Origin of the sequence: Bradyrhizobium sp. CCGUVB4N, assembly GCF_024199945.1 — a bacterium.
Lineage (GTDB): Bacteria > Pseudomonadota > Alphaproteobacteria > Rhizobiales > Xanthobacteraceae > Bradyrhizobium.
In genome coordinates this window covers 1,973,436-1,989,196 of sequence record NZ_JANADP010000001.1, presented here as the reverse complement: position 1 = coordinate 1,989,196, position 15,761 = coordinate 1,973,436, and the positions used below count along the sequence as shown (strand labels likewise).

At 57.5% G+C, this 15,761-nt stretch carries 14 protein-coding genes and 1 pseudogene; 3 read left to right on the top strand and 12 right to left on the bottom strand.

Going from position 1 to position 15,761, the window contains the following annotated elements; all coding sequences use genetic code 11:
• Nucleotides 1-2: 2 nt before the first annotated feature.
• From NLM31_RS08935 to NLM31_RS08900, 8 genes are all read right to left on the bottom strand, one after another.
• Nucleotides 3-2,051: a carbamoyltransferase gene (locus NLM31_RS08935; protein WP_254192061.1), complete on the bottom strand. Its 2,049-nt coding sequence runs from the start codon at nucleotides 2,049-2,051 to the stop codon at nucleotides 3-5.
• 89 nt (nucleotides 2,052-2,140) lie between these two features.
• Nucleotides 2,141-2,929 (bottom strand): ABC transporter permease, encoded by a 789-nt coding sequence (locus tag NLM31_RS08930; protein ID WP_254135270.1) that lies wholly within the window; start codon nucleotides 2,927-2,929, stop codon nucleotides 2,141-2,143.
• Entirely contained in the window at nucleotides 2,929-3,843 is a 915-nt protein-coding gene (gene nodI / locus NLM31_RS08925) for a nodulation factor ABC transporter ATP-binding protein NodI (RefSeq protein ID WP_254128839.1), read from the bottom strand. Before nodI ends, NLM31_RS08930 begins: the two co-directional genes overlap by 1 nt.
• Before the next feature lie 9 nt (nucleotides 3,844-3,852).
• Nucleotides 3,853-5,559, bottom strand: coding sequence for a nodulation protein NodU (gene nodU / locus NLM31_RS08920; protein WP_254128838.1), 1,707 nt, complete (start codon nucleotides 5,557-5,559; stop codon nucleotides 3,853-3,855).
• Nucleotides 5,560-5,584: 25 nt separating this feature from the next.
• Complete coding sequence (gene nodS, locus NLM31_RS08915; protein WP_254128837.1) at nucleotides 5,585-6,196, bottom strand: nodulation methyltransferase NodS; 612 nt, start codon at nucleotides 6,194-6,196, stop codon at nucleotides 5,585-5,587.
• 13 nt (nucleotides 6,197-6,209) lie between these two features.
• Complete coding sequence (nodC, locus tag NLM31_RS08910) at nucleotides 6,210-7,562, bottom strand: chitooligosaccharide synthase NodC (protein WP_254128836.1); 1,353 nt, start codon at nucleotides 7,560-7,562, stop codon at nucleotides 6,210-6,212.
• A gap of 15 nt (nucleotides 7,563-7,577) precedes the next feature.
• Nucleotides 7,578-8,219, bottom strand: coding sequence for a chitooligosaccharide deacetylase NodB (nodB, locus tag NLM31_RS08905; protein ID WP_254192060.1), 642 nt, complete (start codon nucleotides 8,217-8,219; stop codon nucleotides 7,578-7,580).
• A gap of 14 nt (nucleotides 8,220-8,233) precedes the next feature.
• Nucleotides 8,234-8,827, bottom strand: a complete 594-nt coding sequence (locus NLM31_RS08900; protein ID WP_254128834.1) for a NodA family N-acyltransferase — start codon at nucleotides 8,825-8,827, stop codon at nucleotides 8,234-8,236.
• A 933-nt stretch (nucleotides 8,828-9,760) separates the two neighbouring features.
• Here NLM31_RS08900 and NLM31_RS08895 point away from each other — a divergent pair.
• Entirely contained in the window at nucleotides 9,761-10,714 is a 954-nt protein-coding gene (locus NLM31_RS08895; protein ID WP_254128833.1) for a LysR family transcriptional regulator, read from the top strand.
• A 349-nt stretch (nucleotides 10,715-11,063) separates the two neighbouring features.
• Here the strand turns inward: NLM31_RS08895 and NLM31_RS08890 are convergent, their stop codons facing one another.
• From NLM31_RS08890 to NLM31_RS08880, 3 genes are all read right to left on the bottom strand, one after another.
• Nucleotides 11,064-12,173: a branched-chain amino acid ABC transporter substrate-binding protein gene (locus tag NLM31_RS08890; protein ID WP_254128832.1), complete on the bottom strand. Its 1,110-nt coding sequence runs from the start codon at nucleotides 12,171-12,173 to the stop codon at nucleotides 11,064-11,066.
• Nucleotides 12,174-12,307: 134 nt separating this feature from the next.
• A complete protein-coding gene (locus tag NLM31_RS08885; RefSeq protein WP_256561151.1) occupies nucleotides 12,308-12,766 on the bottom strand; it encodes a MerR family transcriptional regulator in 459 nt (152 codons plus the stop codon).
• A gap of 224 nt (nucleotides 12,767-12,990) precedes the next feature.
• Nucleotides 12,991-13,209, bottom strand: coding sequence for a hypothetical protein (locus tag NLM31_RS08880; protein WP_254128830.1), 219 nt, complete (start codon nucleotides 13,207-13,209; stop codon nucleotides 12,991-12,993).
• Nucleotides 13,210-13,908: 699 nt separating this feature from the next.
• On the opposite strand from NLM31_RS08880, the gene NLM31_RS08875 reads away from it, so the two are divergent.
• Both NLM31_RS08875 and NLM31_RS08870 read left to right on the top strand, forming a co-directional pair.
• On the top strand, nucleotides 13,909-14,172 hold the full coding sequence (locus NLM31_RS08875) for a LysR substrate-binding domain-containing protein (RefSeq protein WP_375143546.1): 264 nt from the start codon (nucleotides 13,909-13,911) through the stop codon (nucleotides 14,170-14,172).
• Between the two features lie 113 nt (nucleotides 14,173-14,285).
• Nucleotides 14,286-14,607: pseudogene (locus tag NLM31_RS08870) on the top strand (thiamine pyrophosphate-binding protein); the annotation flags it as partial.
• Between the two features lie 877 nt (nucleotides 14,608-15,484).
• Here NLM31_RS08870 and NLM31_RS08865 read toward each other — a convergent pair.
• Complete coding sequence (locus tag NLM31_RS08865) at nucleotides 15,485-15,664, bottom strand: hypothetical protein (RefSeq protein ID WP_254128829.1); 180 nt, start codon at nucleotides 15,662-15,664, stop codon at nucleotides 15,485-15,487.
• Nucleotides 15,665-15,761 lie beyond the last annotated feature (97 nt).

Genomic DNA, 15,761 nt, shown 5'->3' with positions numbered 1-15,761 from the left:
GTTCATGCTGGCTCTGCCATACGATCGCTGTCGTTCTGCACCCGTGTAGCGCGTGAGGGAGGATGCAGGCGAACACGCCGCTGTTCCCATAGGCTCCGTAGTTCTTTGACGAGAACTTCGCGCGCGACCTGATCCAATGTCATCGAATTGAAGAGGTCGCGGAGGACGGCTTCGCCCTTGATCCGCATCAGCAGATCGAACACGCTATCTGAAATGCGCACACCACCACCGCCGGAGACGGTCGTGCGGATCTCGCATGCCGTCTCCTGTCGGTCTCGTGCCGTGTGTGCGCGGACGCAATACAGGGATGCATAAGGCGGCAGTGAAACCGCGAGCGAGGTCCAATCCTCGAGCGTTGCAGCGCGCTTTTTGACAAGGAACGGTCCAACTACGAGAGCATCGAGCTCGGTCGTCAGAAATGTGGCAACGGCATCTGCAACCGAATCCACGATCGGCTCGGCGTTGTTGTTAAAGGAGGTATTCAGCAGAACCGGGATGCCCGTCCGCTTCTTGAACTCATCAATAAGCCGCCAGTAGGCTGGGTTCGACTTGCGCGACACTGTCTGTAGCCGTGCGGTACCATCAACATGTGTGACGGCGCCCAGCAAGCCGCGCTTGGCATCAAGTACGCTAACGACGAAGTTCATGAAGGGAAATTCGTCCGTTCCGGCCGGGAGATCGAAATATTCGCGCGCATCCTCCTCCAATACGGAAGGGGCGAACGGTCGATACCCCTCGCGCTTCTTGACCATAGCGTTTATGCGACCCTTGTTCGCGGAAGGTCGGGGATCGGCGAGAATACTGCGGTTACCCAGCGCACGTGGTCCGAACTCCGACCGACCCTGCACCCATCCGATTACTGCGCCGTTTGCCATCCAATCGGCCGCTCTGCCGGACACGTCATCACTGCGTTCGACGTCGAGATGTCCGGCCCATGCCGCCAATTCCTGCTCCAAGGCGCGGTCGGTCCCGAGATCTGGCCCCCAATAGACCTCCTTCAGCCGCTCGCGCGGGGCAGGCCGCCCAACCTCATCAGATGCCATCAATGCAGCGCCTAGGGCGCAGCCTGCGTCATGCGCCGCGGGTTGCACGAAGATCTCCTTGAACAAACCCGAATACAGCAGCTTGCCATTGACGGTGCAGTTGTGGGCCACGCCACCAGCCAAGCACAGCCGCTTCATACCCGTGGCTTCGCGGTAGTGCTGAACTATGTGAAACACGATTCGCTCGAGCGCTTCCTGCAATGACGCGCTGACATCTCGATGCTGCTGGGTGAATGGCATGCCTTTTCGTCGAACCTGAATATTGCGGACCAACGCCGGTCCGATGCGATCCAGGTAGAGCCGGTAGCCCCCGTTCTCAGAGAGCTCGTAGAACCGCTCAAACAGCTCGCGATAAGGCGCAGGATCGCCATAAGGAGCAAGGCCCATGACCTTGTACTCATCGAACAAGCTATAACCCAGATACCGGATCGTCTCGAGATAAAATAGCCCCAAAGAGTTGCTCTCCGGGAAGCTCTCGAGTTGATTGACTTCGGTCCCGGACCCGATGGCCACGAGACCGGAGACAAACTCACCACCGCCATCGATTGCGAGGACCAGACTCTGCTCAAATCCAGACATTGCAAATGCACTTACTGCGTGCGCCTGGTGGTGACTTACGAACGAAACGCGCGATGGATCGACTTCGGTGTTGAACTCCTGAGCCAGCATCGTCCGGAGCAGGAGCCTAGCATCCATCGGAATGGCATCGGATGGCTGCGAGACAAACAGGCGTTCGAGCATTGCATTGCAATACGCTTCGGTCGCATAGAACGCGATGCGATCGACGTCGCTCAGTCGAATACCGGCAGCATCGAGACAGTATTGGATTGAGTTGCTCGGAAATTTATTGGAATGCTTGACCCGATTGAGGCGCTCTTCTTCAACGGCCGCTATCACACGACCGTCACGCACGAGCACCGCAGCGCCGTCGTGAAGAAACGTACTTGGAAGCTCGGGTCGTAATTCATAAATCTTGTCTAATCCGCCGCTCAATCCGAGGCACAGCATCTTACTCTCCATTTATTGTGAGAGGGCTCTATTGGGACCAACCGGCCCACGGTTGCTCGCTGCGGCGTCGTGCTTTCCACTGCGGCGTCTCAGCGCATGAGGCGTTGGAGAAGCAGCGCAACCGACAACGAGAATGGCACGACCGCATAAATGCAGAGTGCGCCTATGTGTATACCGACGCTGCCGATTGGCCGCCCCAGCATCGCCGGGCGAATGAGCTCAATCGAATGCTCCAGCGGCAACAGGCCTGCGACGAACTGGAAGGCCGCGGGCAACTGATTGATCGGAAACACTGCGCCGCAGAGGAACACCATGGGTGTAAGGACAAGTGTTTGGTAGAATATGAAATAGTCGTAACTTGGCGCTAAGGATACAATGACCATCGCCAAGCTTGCGAACACGAACCCGGTAAGAGCGATAGCGGGTAGCGCATACAGCATGGATGGCCACGCCGCGTAACCCAAGCCCGCGGCGACGATTGTGATGCCTGTACCGGCCAGCACGGCCTTGCTGGCTGCCCATGCCACTTCTCCGAGCAGGATGTCGCCAAGAGTAAGCTGTGTGCACAGCATTGCCTCCCAGGTCCGTTGCGTGTGCATGCGGGCGAATGTTGCGTAAATCGTCTCGAAGCTCGCGGAAGTCATCGCGCTGGTCGCGACCATCCCGCCCACCAGAAAATCGATATATGAGGTCCCGTTTACACGACCGACGATGAGTCCGAGGCCGAAGCCAAGCCCCAGTAGATTGGTCATCGGATCGGCGAGATTGCCGAGCAGCGACGCAAGCGCGACCTTCCTCCATGCTAGATAGTTGCGTCGCCATACCGCAACCCAGTTAAACGCATTCGCAGGCATGGCCGCGCCATAAGTCATATTCATCATATCTCTATCTCGCGTCCGGTCAGTCGCAAGAACACATCCTCGAGGTTCGGCGGACGCTCTAGAAGCCGCAACCCCACAGCCCCTCGCAACTGCCTCCGCACTTGCTCCAGATCCGTCGCATAGCAAAAGATCGTCTCGCCGCTTAGTTCGATGCGCTGCGCGTAAGGCTTGATCAGCTCAATAGATACCTGCGGGTTGCCACCATAGATCTCCATGACATCGCAGCCGATCTGTTCGATGATTAGCGCCTGAGGCTCACCTTCGGCGATCTTGCGTCCTTCCTCAAGCACGCAGAGCCTGTCGCACAACCGCTCGGCCTCTTCCATAAAGTGGGTCGTCAGCAGGATCGTCTTGCCGCGCGCGAGTAGCGCTCGCAGGCGCTCCCAGATCAGATGGCGCGCGTGCGGATCAAGACCTGTCGTTGGTTCGTCCATAACGAGCAGATGCGGGTCGTTGATCAGCGCACGTGCCAGCACCAATCGGCGCTTCATGCCACCGGACAACTCGGCAACGCGCGCATCGGCCCTGCTCTCGAGGCGGGCAAATTCGAGCAGCGATGGAATGACCGCATCGATTTCGCGCGCGTTCATGCCGAAATAGCGCCCGAACACCAGCAAATTCTCGCGGACCGTGAACTCATTCTCGAGGTTGTCGAATTGCGGGACCACGCCCACGCCTGCGCGTGCCAAGCGAGCGTGTGCCGGTACTTGCTTGCCGAGCACTGTAATCTGGCCAGAGTCCGGCGGGACCATGCCGAGTATCATACGCACAATGGTGCTCTTGCCCGCACCATTTGGACCGAGCAGCCCGAAGCACTCTCCCGCTGCAACGGTGAATGCCAGATCGTTGACAACTGCTTTGCCGCGATACGATTTGTTTACAGCGGCAAAACTGATCGCTACGCTCGACATGCGTTCATCTCAGCTTGTCAGAGCCAGCTCGGACGACGGCACCTTGACTTCGAGCGTTTTGGTCCAAAGCAGGCCGTCGCACCAGATGTGTTCGATGCGCCCCCATTTGCAGGCAGCTGCGACATCGGGAAAGAAGCCACGTCCATGGTGATTGGCGCTGGTGTTGCAAAGCAGCGGAATGCCCGTGAATTTTTCATATTCAATGAGCAATTCAGCCACTTTGTGCTGCGATGTTCTGCCAATCGTCTGTAACCGTGCGGATCCGTCGAGGTGCACAACAGCGGGGATTCTGTCTCGCCACTCTGGCCGCGTCTGATGGTCGAAGAGCATGTAAGGGTCCGGCGATCCAGGATCGAAAATGTCCGGCGCTCGGTCCTCCAGGCATATCGGCGCAACCGGCCGGAAGTGTTCGCGAAATTTGATATCGTTGAGATAGTCCTTCATTGTCGGAGATGTCGCCGCAGCAAGAATGCTTCTGCCACCCAGGGCGCGTGGGCCGAGTTCGGCGCGGCCGTTAAGGAAGACCACGGGCTTACCAGTTGCGAGGAGTGCGGCAAGCTCGCCTATGCTGCAGGGTGCTGCGTCCCATCCCACCGGTGCATCTCCGCCTGCAAGGGCTGGACCACTATGGACCGACCACTCAAGGGGTACGAAACCTTTGTCCGCCACCATTGCCGAGCAGGCGGCTCCGATTGCTGAACCACTGTCATTCGGGAAAGGCGGCACCCAAACAGCATCGAACAGGCCGGTCGCACGTAACGCACTGTTCCACTTGATGTTAAGACCACAACCACCGGCTATGCATAGATTGCGCGGCCCCGGAAAGTACGAATGCCGAAGCAAAGCAAGGCCCATCTCCCGCATGAGCAGACGCTCGAGGAAAATATGAAACGATGCGAGTACATCCGCGGGTCGCTTGACCTCTAGTCGAAGTGCGCTTTCTACGAAGAATTCATGCGTAGCCGCAAGTGACGCCTCGGCATTATTTATGTTCGCACGGTAACGCTGAGCGGACTCCGTGTCCCCCGCAAAGCGCTTCTCATAGACCTCCCTAAACACCGTCACAACGCCTTCATCGGGCGCCCCCAGACCGATATAGGCCATCAGTTTGCCCGCAACGCCAAGGTCCCAGCTGGTCCGGTTCGGCTGCCGATAGGGCCCGAAGTAATGGCCAGCGACAGCATAAGCATGGCCTATCATCGGGAATAGGCATTCGAGAAAGCGGCCCCCGCCCGGCTCCACATAATAAAGTCGCGGAAAGATGCAGCCATCCCATACGAGGCAGAAAGCCGGATCTCTCGCTTTCGCAAACGGGCTCGTGCAGTAAGCGGAGGCAACATGGCCCGTGACGTGCGCATAGCTCTTATAGGAGAAACTCTCGCCCTCGAGCACCAGCCCATCCCCCTCGCGTGAAGATAGGAGCCCATCGGGAGGTTCAACATACGGTGCGCCTTTGAGCGTCAGACGTTCCGACCCACTCAGGACGTGGAATTCCGTTTCGATTTCCCCGTCCCAACCGTCGATGACGAACTGATCAATATCGCGGGGATGAAGGCCGTGTTCCGCCAATGTGAGAACAACTGTGTCGAGATTCTCGATGGCCGAGTACCGTCGGTTGTTCTCACGTTTTTCATGCTCGATGCAAAAGGCCAGACGTCCATCCTCTACAAGAGCGATGGACCCGTCGTGCGTCAGCTTGATGCCACAGATACGCATAGTGCCCCGATGCTACGGTCAGTTTTTAGATAGAAGGGAAGACAGAATTCCGAAAACAAGCGAGCAAGCAGTCTTCGTTCGCCGACTCGCCCTGACATTGCACCCGTTCGACCTCGACCAATGTTTCGTTCAACATTGCGATGATCGTCTCGGCGCCGGCAGCATGTCCCCAGCCGAGGCAGGTGGCATCACGCGCCGATCCGAAAACCAGATGACCATCCGGCGCAAGCATTCCCACCAAATTGCCGATGGCCGTACGCATCTCGGCAATATCGCGGAGGTAGTAGAGCACTTCCGCCACCACGATCAAGTCGAACCGTTCCGTTCGAGAGAACTGCTGAATATCAGAGACTATCCATGTGATGTGCGACCATCGCTTCGTCCGTTGGCTCGCCCGACCGATCGCTCGCGGCGCGATGTCAACGACTGTAAGTCGTCCGCAATGGGGCGCAAGCTTTTCCGTGAATGCGCCGGCCGCACACCCGACCTCGAGCGCATTCGTGATGAAGCCGTTGGAAAGCGAAAGCCGGAGCATCTGCGTATGACGCTCTCGCTCGAACGGATTGCCGTCCAGCCGCCATGGATCATCGGCAGTTAATTCTCGTTCCAACGATTGATAACGGTCATCCGGGTTCATGAGTTACCGCTCCTCAGTCCGAATCGCTCGCCGCTGCAAATGCGGTCGTGTCATTGCTAGACGGACGGCGCGAACTACGAATCGGAACTGCCGATCCCGAAGGCCGGGCTGGGTCTGGTTGAGTATCCTGGTTCTGCTGGAGCGCCTGGTTTACGCCAAACCCAGGTGCCTTGGCTGAATTGCGTGAGAGCCAATCGCTATTGCTAAGCGTACACAACGCATAGGCCTTTACCGGAAGTAGCAGAAAGATATTGATGGGCGTGTGCAAAGAAAACGCCAAGAATCGCAGTTGACGAGCACGCAAGGCAGCTACGCCGCATCTCACCATGGTCATTGATGCGACTACCAGAACTGTCCACCATGGCACAGTGTCCGTGAGCGCGAGCTGTGCAATGCCCGTTACCACCGAAAGCGCCAGAAGAAGCGGGCCGACGTTTTGCCCGATAACGTCTAATGTCAGGTATCGATCGAGACCGGGCAAAAGGCGCAACGCAAGTAGGGTATCTCGGAAAGTGCTGCGGGCCCAGCGAAGCTGTTGGCGCAGATACGGCCCTACCCTATCTGGAACCACTGTCGCGGCGTACGCGTCTGGAACGTATTGAGTTCGAAATCCTGCTTTCAGCATAAGGATCGTGAGATGGCGATCCTCACCAAAATCGCTCGGCTTTCCTCGGAAGAATTGCGCCTCGTACTGATCCAGCAGCAAATCGAGGGCCGATCGTCGGTACATGGCACATGGACCACAGCAGCACATGACCGCGCCGAAACGAGCTTGAGCTGCGCGCTCTTCGTTGCACGCCAACCAGTACTCCATGTCGATCAACCGAGTTAGCCAAGTGGCGCTCCGGTTGCTCGCCGTCAGCTGCCCCATGGCAGCACCGATCCCATCATCTTGCATTCTCAGTGCGAGCCTCCTGACCACATCGGTCGCGAGTATCGTGTCCGAATCGACGTTGAGGACCAGTTCTCCGGAAGACCGGCGGATCGCGGCAATCTGTGCCTTACGTTTTCCAACGTTCTTTCGCAGGAGAATAAAGTTGAACCTTGAATCGTGCGCATAGGCATGATGGACGGGTGCCACGTCGTCGCGATTTCCAGAACCGTCGTCGACGACATAGACGCGTAGTTGCCCAACATAGTCTTGGCTTGCAATGGATTCTAGGCATGCCGACAGCGTGCGCGGGTCCTCGTTGAAGCAGGGTACGATTACATCCACGCTGGGTATCGATTCAGGGTCGCCCCCATCTGATGATACCGACGACACTCGTGTCGGCGATGCATGGAACGCCTGCGCCGACTTGTAGACCGCGGAGAGCAACGCATAAGTCGAAACGACAACAGTACTAGTTGTGGCAAGTAGATTCATTAGGACGCCAATTGTTCAATGAGTTTGCGGAAGCGGGCGGATCGCGAATCCGCGATCATGCAAGGCTGGAATAAGTTGGGACAGCGCCTTCACCGTCTGGTTGCGCAGACCGGCATGAATGCCCGGCCCCAACTCGTCGGGCGGGCATCCGTCATGCAAGAGAACGATCGCACCAGGGCGGACAGAGGCTAACACTGCTTCGACGATTGTATCGACGCCGGGACAACACCAGTCGCGCGGGTCTACCGACCAGTGAAGAGCCGCAAGTCCGGCCTTCGCTGACTTGGCCAGCACTGCTTCGGTCCAAATCCCATACGGCGCACGCACACGTCGCACCGGGGCCTGAGGGCATGCGCTCCTGATGGCGCTACTCGCGGTCATTATTTCACACTGCACCTCGTCGGGGTCGCATCTGGACAGATCGGGATGTGTCATCGTGTGGTTCGCGACCTCGTGCCCTTCCGCGATCATCCGACGAATCAGCTCTGGCTCATTCATCGCGTACGTGCCAATGACACAGAACGTCGCCGGCGCGCGGTACTCCGCCAGCACACCAAGAATATCCGGCGTGCAGTATGGATTAGGCCCATCATCGAACGTCAGATAGACGCTGTGGCGAGCGGTGTCCGTGATGCGCTTGCTGTTGGCTTCGAGCAAGCAACTCGTTTGTTTCACAGCTCTGGCCCATTACGCTCGATGACTGTGCCGGCGGGCCACTCGCTCATCGGCCGCGCTATAGGGAACACTACAAGCAGCGCGTCATCGACTCGAGTTGGGGGCAAGTTGGCATAGATATCGGGAAGAGTTGATCGCACGCGAATGCCCTGAACAATTGTCGCCAATCCCGGCCGGCCGAGCAGCCTAAAGACATGTTCTTTGAGTTCATGCCGAACCGTACCGAAGCCGAAGGGGACGCCGAGCTCCTGCAACAGAGGATACATCACGCGCATGGAATGACTGATTCCGAGACCTTCGAGATCCGGGCGTACCGCGTACAACCCAAGTTCGGCCACCAACAGATCGGTTCCACCGACTTTGATGAACCGGCGCAATGCGCCGATATGAGCCGCGACGCCGCGATCATCGTAGCCAACTACCCTGAGCTCCGGTCTCGCGCCCGCCCAGCTTCGATTGCCTTCAAATGGCTTTGCGTTGAACGCTCCGGTCGGCCCGTAGGCGCTTCGAAAGAAGCCGGAGATTTGGACGTGGTCGGCGAGTTGTAAGTTATTTTCCCAGCACGTCCTCCACTGGAGTTGAGGGCGCATGAAAGACTCTCCTGCTTCTTGCTGCCTTCCTGAGGCACGCCTCAAGCGAGCGACGGGCAGTGTGACGGTGCTCGTTCGATGGGGTCGTCAGCGAATGGGGGGAATGTTGGCTTGTGGACGGCGTTACGATCGCATCGCGCGGGGAGCGAGCCACCCTTCATGCTCATCTTGAGTGTACCGCGGCTCGTTATCGCCGTCGTCTCCAGGCGAGTAGCGGCCGGCTCTGTTACAGGTGGCGCTCTGTCTAGTGTCTCAAATCCTCCGCGGCCGCGATGTGTGGTACTCAAGTTATCGAAGGCCCACCCAGTTACCCAATCATATCGAGGTAGACGCCTTCCATTGAATGGTATGCGGAGTGCATACGATGGTTTAAATCGCGCTCCTGGCCGCATTATTGAGCGGCGTACGGTTGCAGCGGGAGACGACCCCATTGTAGAAACTGTCTCGAACGGGCGAAGGAGCTGCGACTCCGCTGCAAGCGACGTCACGCTCCTCTGGCCGTACAGGAGATATGCTGATCGCGGGCACCGAAAGCGGGACACGAGCGTGTTAGCCGCGGCTTCATTTGCCTCGTCCAATCTCTGCCGCCAAGTTCGATGCACGCGACGAACTTGTTGCCGCTCATTTGTTCTCTTAAAGCGGGCGCGACGGCTCGCCGCGTGTGCGCTCGGCGAGCGTTGGCATGAGTGGTTAACACTGGAATCGATGCAATGCATTCGGATGTGACAATACAATGACGGAGGCCGAGCTAAGCTGTTACGCCCAAGCGCCGACGAAACTGCATCACCAATTCTTGCGATCTGCGGTGCCACGCTCTGCGTCTCCGAAACCTACCCCGATTGCTCAGGTACTGGAGATTTCCTAGACGGCGCCGAGCGAATTCGTAAAATCGATTGTTTGGATGAGAAACATCTACAGTGCGGATAGGTGACAATGCGTTTCCGAGGGCTTGATCTTAATCTCCTCGTCGCGCTCGATGCTCTGATGACTGAGGGTAACCTCACAGCAGCGGCGCGCAGCATCAACTTGAGCCAGCCGGCCATGAGCGCGGCGGTTGGCCGCCTACGCGCGTATTTCAAAGACGACCTCTTTACGATGAAAGGTCGCGAACTTATTCCGACTCCACGTGCAGAAGCCCTCGCTGCCCCAACTCGCGAGGCTCTACTTCACATCCAGTTCTCCATAACTTCCAGGGATGCATTCAAACCGGCCGACTCTGAACGGCGCTTTAGGATCAGCCTGTCTGATTTTGCTGCGGTCGTGTGGTTTCGACATGTCGTGGAGCGTGTCGCACGAGATGCGCCCGGCGTCAGGTTCGAGTTGGTACCTCTCGCAAATCCGTTCGATCACCCTCTCCAGCGCGCCGAAATCGATTTTCTTATCGTGCCCGAGCTCTACATGTCGGACGCTCACCCCAAGGCGACCCTTTTTGACGAGACACTCGTGTGCGTCGGCTGCCGCTCGAACAAGCAACTATCGCGGCAGCTTACATTCGAGAGATACATGTCAATGGGGCATGTCGCGGTCAAGTTCGGGCGCAATCGAGTGCCTTCCATAGACGAATGGTTTATGCAAGAGCACGGCATCAAGAGGCGCGTTGAGGTCGTCGTGCAAAGCTTCAGCATGATCCCTCCCATGTTACTTGGAACCAACCGAATAGCGACGATGCCCCTGACGCTCGTGAAGTACTTCGCAAAGACGATGCCGCTGCGGATCACTAAACTCCCGCTACCGCTTCCGGGCTTTACCGAGGCCGTCCAATGGCCTTCCCTTCACAATACTGATCCGGCAAGCATATGGATGCGTGAAATTTTGTTGCAGGAGGCAGGGCGCCTAGTTTCTCCCCGCGCCAAGACACGCCTACGGCATCTTCCGAACCACTCTTAGCCCGCTAGAGACACAGCGATACATGCTTCGGCATGACAATCGCGGTTCGCAGGACCTTCGCTCGCTCCAAGAAATGGCGGCCCGACGACAGTGAGACCTCACAAGTCGATATAGCTTTCCGTCCCCGGTGATTCTTCGGGGTCAGCCCTTCGCCGCACATTTCTCCTGTCAGGCAGCTCGACCGTCCTCTCCCTGATCCACCCGGTGATCGCGGTGTCTTTCGATCTCCGATGGTTGCCTCGGAGGATCGCGTTCTCATCCACCGCAAGACTCTGCTGGCGGCCGATTGGCCAAACAGGCAGCGGGCCTGTTGATAATCAGGTCGTTCGTTCAGCCACCGATACCTGGTCTACTCGACCCTCTCGATCGTGTTGCCGCGCCAGCGATTGACCACGAAACCGGCAGATGCATTGTCGCCCTTCGCATCAAACCGCACGTGGCCAATCACGGTTTCAACTTCTTGCGAACGAAGCGCTTTCGCGACGCGCAGAGCGTTGAAGGAGCCAGCGCGCCTCACCGCAAGGGCCCACGCCTGTACCGCGGCATAAGCGTAAAGCGTGTAGCCTTCCGCAGTTCGTTTTGTTGCTTTCAATCTGGCTACGACGCCGGCAGCCTCTGCGTTCTTGGTGGCATCGAACATGAATGTGAAGAGAGTGCCATTTGCGGCACTGCTCGCAATCGCCCAGAATTCGCTCGTCATCAGCGCGTCGTTAGCCATGACCGTGAGACGCGCGCGTGCGTCAGCGGCTTGGCGTACAATTAAGCCGATTTCGGCATAATAGCCACCGATATAGGCGATTTCGATTCCTTCCCTCTTCATCCTTGATACCAGAGCGGTGTAATCCTTTTCGCCGGCCATATAGCTTTGTCGCATGATATTCAGGAGGCCCGCATCATGAAGACGAGACGCAACGACATCTGCAATGCCCTTGCCAGCTGCGCTCTTGTCATCGAGGACGGCGATCTTTCTTTTAGAGTGGTGCCGCAAGATATAGTTGGCGGCCACTACCCCTTGCTGGTCGTCACGGCCACAGATCCGAAAAGCCGTTCGCAGACCTCGCTCCGTCAGCTGAGGATCGGTTGATCCGGGCGAAATCTGAATAATTCCCGCTTCAGCGTAAACGTCGGAAGCGGGAATTGAGGAAGAAGAACAATAGTGACCAACAACCAACCTAACCTGGTCCGCTGCCAGCCGATTGGCTACCGCAACGGCCTGCTTCGGATCGCAGGCGTCGTCGGCGACACTCAATCTGATCTTGAGTTCTGGAAGCAATCCAGAAGAGTTCAAATCAGCCACGGCCGCACTTGCGCCGTAAAGCATCTGAGCACCAACCGCAGCTTTGCTGCCTGTCATAGGTCCGGCCACTGCAACGTAAACATCGTCAGCTGAGGCGCCGGAGACCAACACGAAAGCAAGGACCGCTGCACCGGCAAATGAACTCAGGCGAAGAAATGCCATTTGCGACCCCTGACGTCGGCTGATTCGCGCTACGATGTACGCTCGTTTTGGCACCTCAGTCGTGGTTGTTGCCGTAGGCATAACGTCACGTTCTTGACCGATCGTTCACGCAATCGTAGTTCTCCTGGCCGCCACTATCGATCCCCATCATCGGGAGCCCGTGCCCGCCGGCGCGTCTGACCACCGCTCTCTCGCGACATTGCATCAAGGCGGGCCGGTAGCTCGTCTACACTGACATCCGCTTCCGTATTCTTCGTAATGTTGCGCAAACGATCGCGCAACTTTGTTGCACGCGCGACCTGAAGCTCCGCTCGCTCCAATTGCTCGCTCAATAAATCAGGAAGCGAAGTTCTGCCGTCCATCGCCTTCCGAATCTCTCGAAGAGAGAATCCGAGATCACGAAGCGCCAGAATGTGATAAACTCTTCTGAGGCTCTCACCGTCGTAGATCCGGTGACCACCGCACGTGCGCTGCGAGGCGGCCAACAATCCCGTGTGCTCATAGTGACGCAGAGTGCGTACCGTCACGCCGGTCGCATCCGCAAGTTCACCGATGCGTCGCCATCGACGCCTGAGTACTGTAGGTCTGTTCATGTTTCTCAGTTTTCAAACCTACAACCTAACGCCACGTGAGATTCAAGCGGTTTTGACGGCCCGTAGATCTTGCGGCCAGGTTCTCGCACGAAATATCGAACTTTGCCTTCCGAGGAAGCGCTTCACCGGGCGAATGTGACATGCAAGAAGCAACCACACTGTTGACTTTGCGTCGGATGACCTCGTCATGGGCGCATCGAAAGAAGCATTGGACCTCTGCTGGACTAAACGGCGGAAGCAATGGCTACCATCAGCTTCCTGAGGCGGACCAATTCGGCCCGACCAGCGGCTGTGCGTCCAAGCACAAGCTTGGCGATCTCCGTTCTGTTGATGGGAGTTCGCATACTTGCCGGCAGCGCCGCCACCGCCTCATCAAAAATCTTCCCCAACATGCAAAGGTCTTCCGGATCGAAGACACCACTTCTTGCCTGCAACACTTGCACCGTCTCTCCTGTCAAACGTCGTGTCGGCGGCTCGGCTCCTTGCAAGGGCATTTGGCTGCGTTAGGGCAAAAAGAAGACCGACCTGCGGCGCGAGACCATGCGCGGATCGATTTGTCGCTCGATGCAACATGAAAGCGCGCTGGCCAGACGGAGGCGTGCAAACGCAATGTCGACTAGATTATTCCTACTCGTCGACTGGATTTTTCCTAGTGCACGGGGCGGAACGAGAACGCAACGAATCTGTAGCGATCGTCAGGGGCATTCATCTACAGAGACCGTGCGACCATCATGGCTTTTGGCCATTCTTTCGCGGTCGTCGCGATTTGGCGCGCACCGAATCGCCCGGCGCTTAGACCAACGCGCCGGTAAGACTGCGCAGTCTTTGAGCATTTGACACGCAAAGGCATGCAGCACAGATCTTCTGCCTGAAACACAAGTCGGTATACACCGGAGAGGCAGTTCCGATCGACCTCGGCACCAAGTCGAGAAGCCGTATTGCCTTTTCCGGCACGGCCTCAACGATGCGCTACCTTTGGTCGGAAGCGGTGCGCAGGGAGATCATCGGCGGAAGTTCAGACACCGGGGCCCAGATACTGATTCCGATTGCATTCAAAGAGAATGTTGCTACTGGCGAAAAATGAGCCTCTTGTAGTCTTGGGTCGGCGCCAACAAAGAACCACGCCGCGATACTCGACATCAATGCAGCGAGTCGTCGCGCGTAGCAGCCAGATTGATTTTATCGTCGAGCTTGCTGCGACGGGTATGAGGCCAGCTTTTCTGCCGCGGATGATCGCGGAACAACGCAAACATCTGTCGATCGCTTGGGTGCCGCTCGACGAAGCTGATATGGACTGGCACATTGCAGTGATTTGGCGCCGCGGTGCTTATCTGTCACATGCTGCGAGGGCGTGGCTAGATCTGGTGGCTTGCACGCGCGGAGACGATCATACCAGTAGCAACTGAATTGGCAGCCGAAGAGTTCATTTACGCGATATCGCGCTGCGCCGTCGATATGTTTGCGAGGCGTTCGCGCTTCGCTAAGTCAATCGCTCGGACAAGACATCGGCCATGGCCCAGTGTTGCAGATCCGTTCTGCCCGCACTCTTGCTAAGGTCGGGGGCAAGCGCATCTATGCAATCGCTGGGGATAGCCAGAATGACCTTACCGATGCGATCCGCCGTCACGGATGCATCGACTGGATTCATGTCCGCCACGAGGAAGTGGCGGCCTTTGCGGCCGGTGCCGAGGCTCACCTGACCAGCGAGTTCGCCATCTGTGCCGGAAGCTGCGGGCCAGGCAATCTCCATCTCATCAACGGCTGTTTGATTGTTTGATTGTCATCGTTCCCCCGTACCAGTGCATGCGATCGCTGCACACGTTCCTTCGGCAGAAGACGGTGTCGTACTTTCAGGAACGCCAATCCCGAGATCCTCTTTAGTCAATGACCTCATCGGTCCGGTCATTCAAATTGCTTTAGGCGTGTGGAGAGAGAAGCCCTTGGCCATCTCCATCGTTACGGAGGGCGGCACGGCGAGCTCGGTCCGATTGACGACGGCGTCGACTAAAGCTGGCCCTTCGTGCGCAGGCGCGGCGGCGATGCCGTCGTCTACCTCTGGGGGATGTTCAAGGCGCACCCCATACATACCAGCGGCTCTGGCAATTTCGGCAAAGTGCCGGCCGAACATGCCGGGATAGTGAATGTGCCGATCTACCGCGGTTTTACCATTGTTTCGGAGACCTTGGAGGATTGGGATATCAGGAACAAAGACACTCCGAGCTACGGTCGCTCGGGCCCGCCTCCTGTGTCGCGCGCTTGAAGCGGCCGTTTGCAAGTTAGAGGGTGGCTCGGTTTGATTCACTTCCCATCAGAAGGCGCCTTTGCGACCCTGCGGTGGCTCTCACAGGCGCGTAAACGCCGTCGCTGAGAATAGCGTCGCCGGCCTTCGGACACGCAAGCAGCGACTGAGTGCAAGCAGTTTGCCTCGTTTCCTTATGGCTTGGCGATTTCGTCGATCGTTAGCGGCTCGAGTCTCATTGTAGCGAGTATGCCCCATTGTCCAACGACTATCGCCCCCTTGAAACGAACGTAGGGTCAAGTTGTACACTACCAGAACAGGTAGGAGCATCGGGGCCGTCGATGACGCCGGAACGAGGGTTGTGAATGTCTCAAACGCAAATGTTTGCGCCGCGTCAGTCTGTCACGCTCCTCGAGCACGTCCAAGAAAGCGTACAAGAGCATCTATATCTCCCTGCTGGAGAACAACTACGATGTCCCTCAACTCCAAGCACGACCGGCGGCCGCGCGGCGGGCTTTCTTGAGGTCCGCCGTTACCGAACAGTAGACATCGATCTGTCTGAACTCACCGCCGACAGTCTTCATCGAGATGTCGATGAAGTTCTCCAGGCCGACAATGCGCCTTCGCTGGAGTTGAACAGCACTCAATGCAGGTATCATGGGAGAGCTCACATCCGACCGACTCGCCCCTCGCAATACGAGGAACGAGGAACGAGGAACGAGGAACACAAATTACGGTTTCTTTCCTGCATTCATG

Excerpts from the sequence above, each read along its gene's own strand:
- NLM31_RS08935 (WP_254192061.1), bottom strand. The coding sequence starts at position 2,051 with ATGCTGTGCCTCGGATTGAGCGGCGGATTAGACAAGATTTATGAATTA.
- NLM31_RS08930 (WP_254135270.1), bottom strand. The coding sequence starts at position 2,929 with ATGAATATGACTTATGGCGCGGCCATGCCTGCGAATGCGTTTAACTGG.
- nodI (WP_254128839.1), bottom strand. The coding sequence starts at position 3,843 with ATGTCGAGCGTAGCGATCAGTTTTGCCGCTGTAAACAAATCGTATCGC.
- nodU (WP_254128838.1), bottom strand. The coding sequence starts at position 5,559 with ATGCGTATCTGTGGCATCAAGCTGACGCACGACGGGTCCATCGCTCTT.
- nodS (WP_254128837.1), bottom strand. The coding sequence starts at position 6,196 with ATGAACCCGGATGACCGTTATCAATCGTTGGAACGAGAATTAACTGCC.
- nodC (WP_254128836.1), bottom strand. The coding sequence starts at position 7,562 with ATGAATCTACTTGCCACAACTAGTACTGTTGTCGTTTCGACTTATGCG.
- NLM31_RS08900 (WP_254128834.1), bottom strand. The coding sequence starts at position 8,827 with ATGCGCCCTCAACTCCAGTGGAGGACGTGCTGGGAAAATAACTTACAA.
- NLM31_RS08895 (WP_254128833.1), top strand. The coding sequence starts at position 9,761 with ATGCGTTTCCGAGGGCTTGATCTTAATCTCCTCGTCGCGCTCGATGCT.
- NLM31_RS08890 (WP_254128832.1), bottom strand. The coding sequence starts at position 12,173 with ATGGCATTTCTTCGCCTGAGTTCATTTGCCGGTGCAGCGGTCCTTGCT.
- NLM31_RS08885 (WP_256561151.1), bottom strand. The coding sequence starts at position 12,766 with ATGAACAGACCTACAGTACTCAGGCGTCGATGGCGACGCATCGGTGAA.
- NLM31_RS08875 (WP_375143546.1), top strand. The coding sequence starts at position 13,909 with ATGCAGCGAGTCGTCGCGCGTAGCAGCCAGATTGATTTTATCGTCGAG.
- NLM31_RS08865 (WP_254128829.1), bottom strand. The coding sequence starts at position 15,664 with ATGATACCTGCATTGAGTGCTGTTCAACTCCAGCGAAGGCGCATTGTC.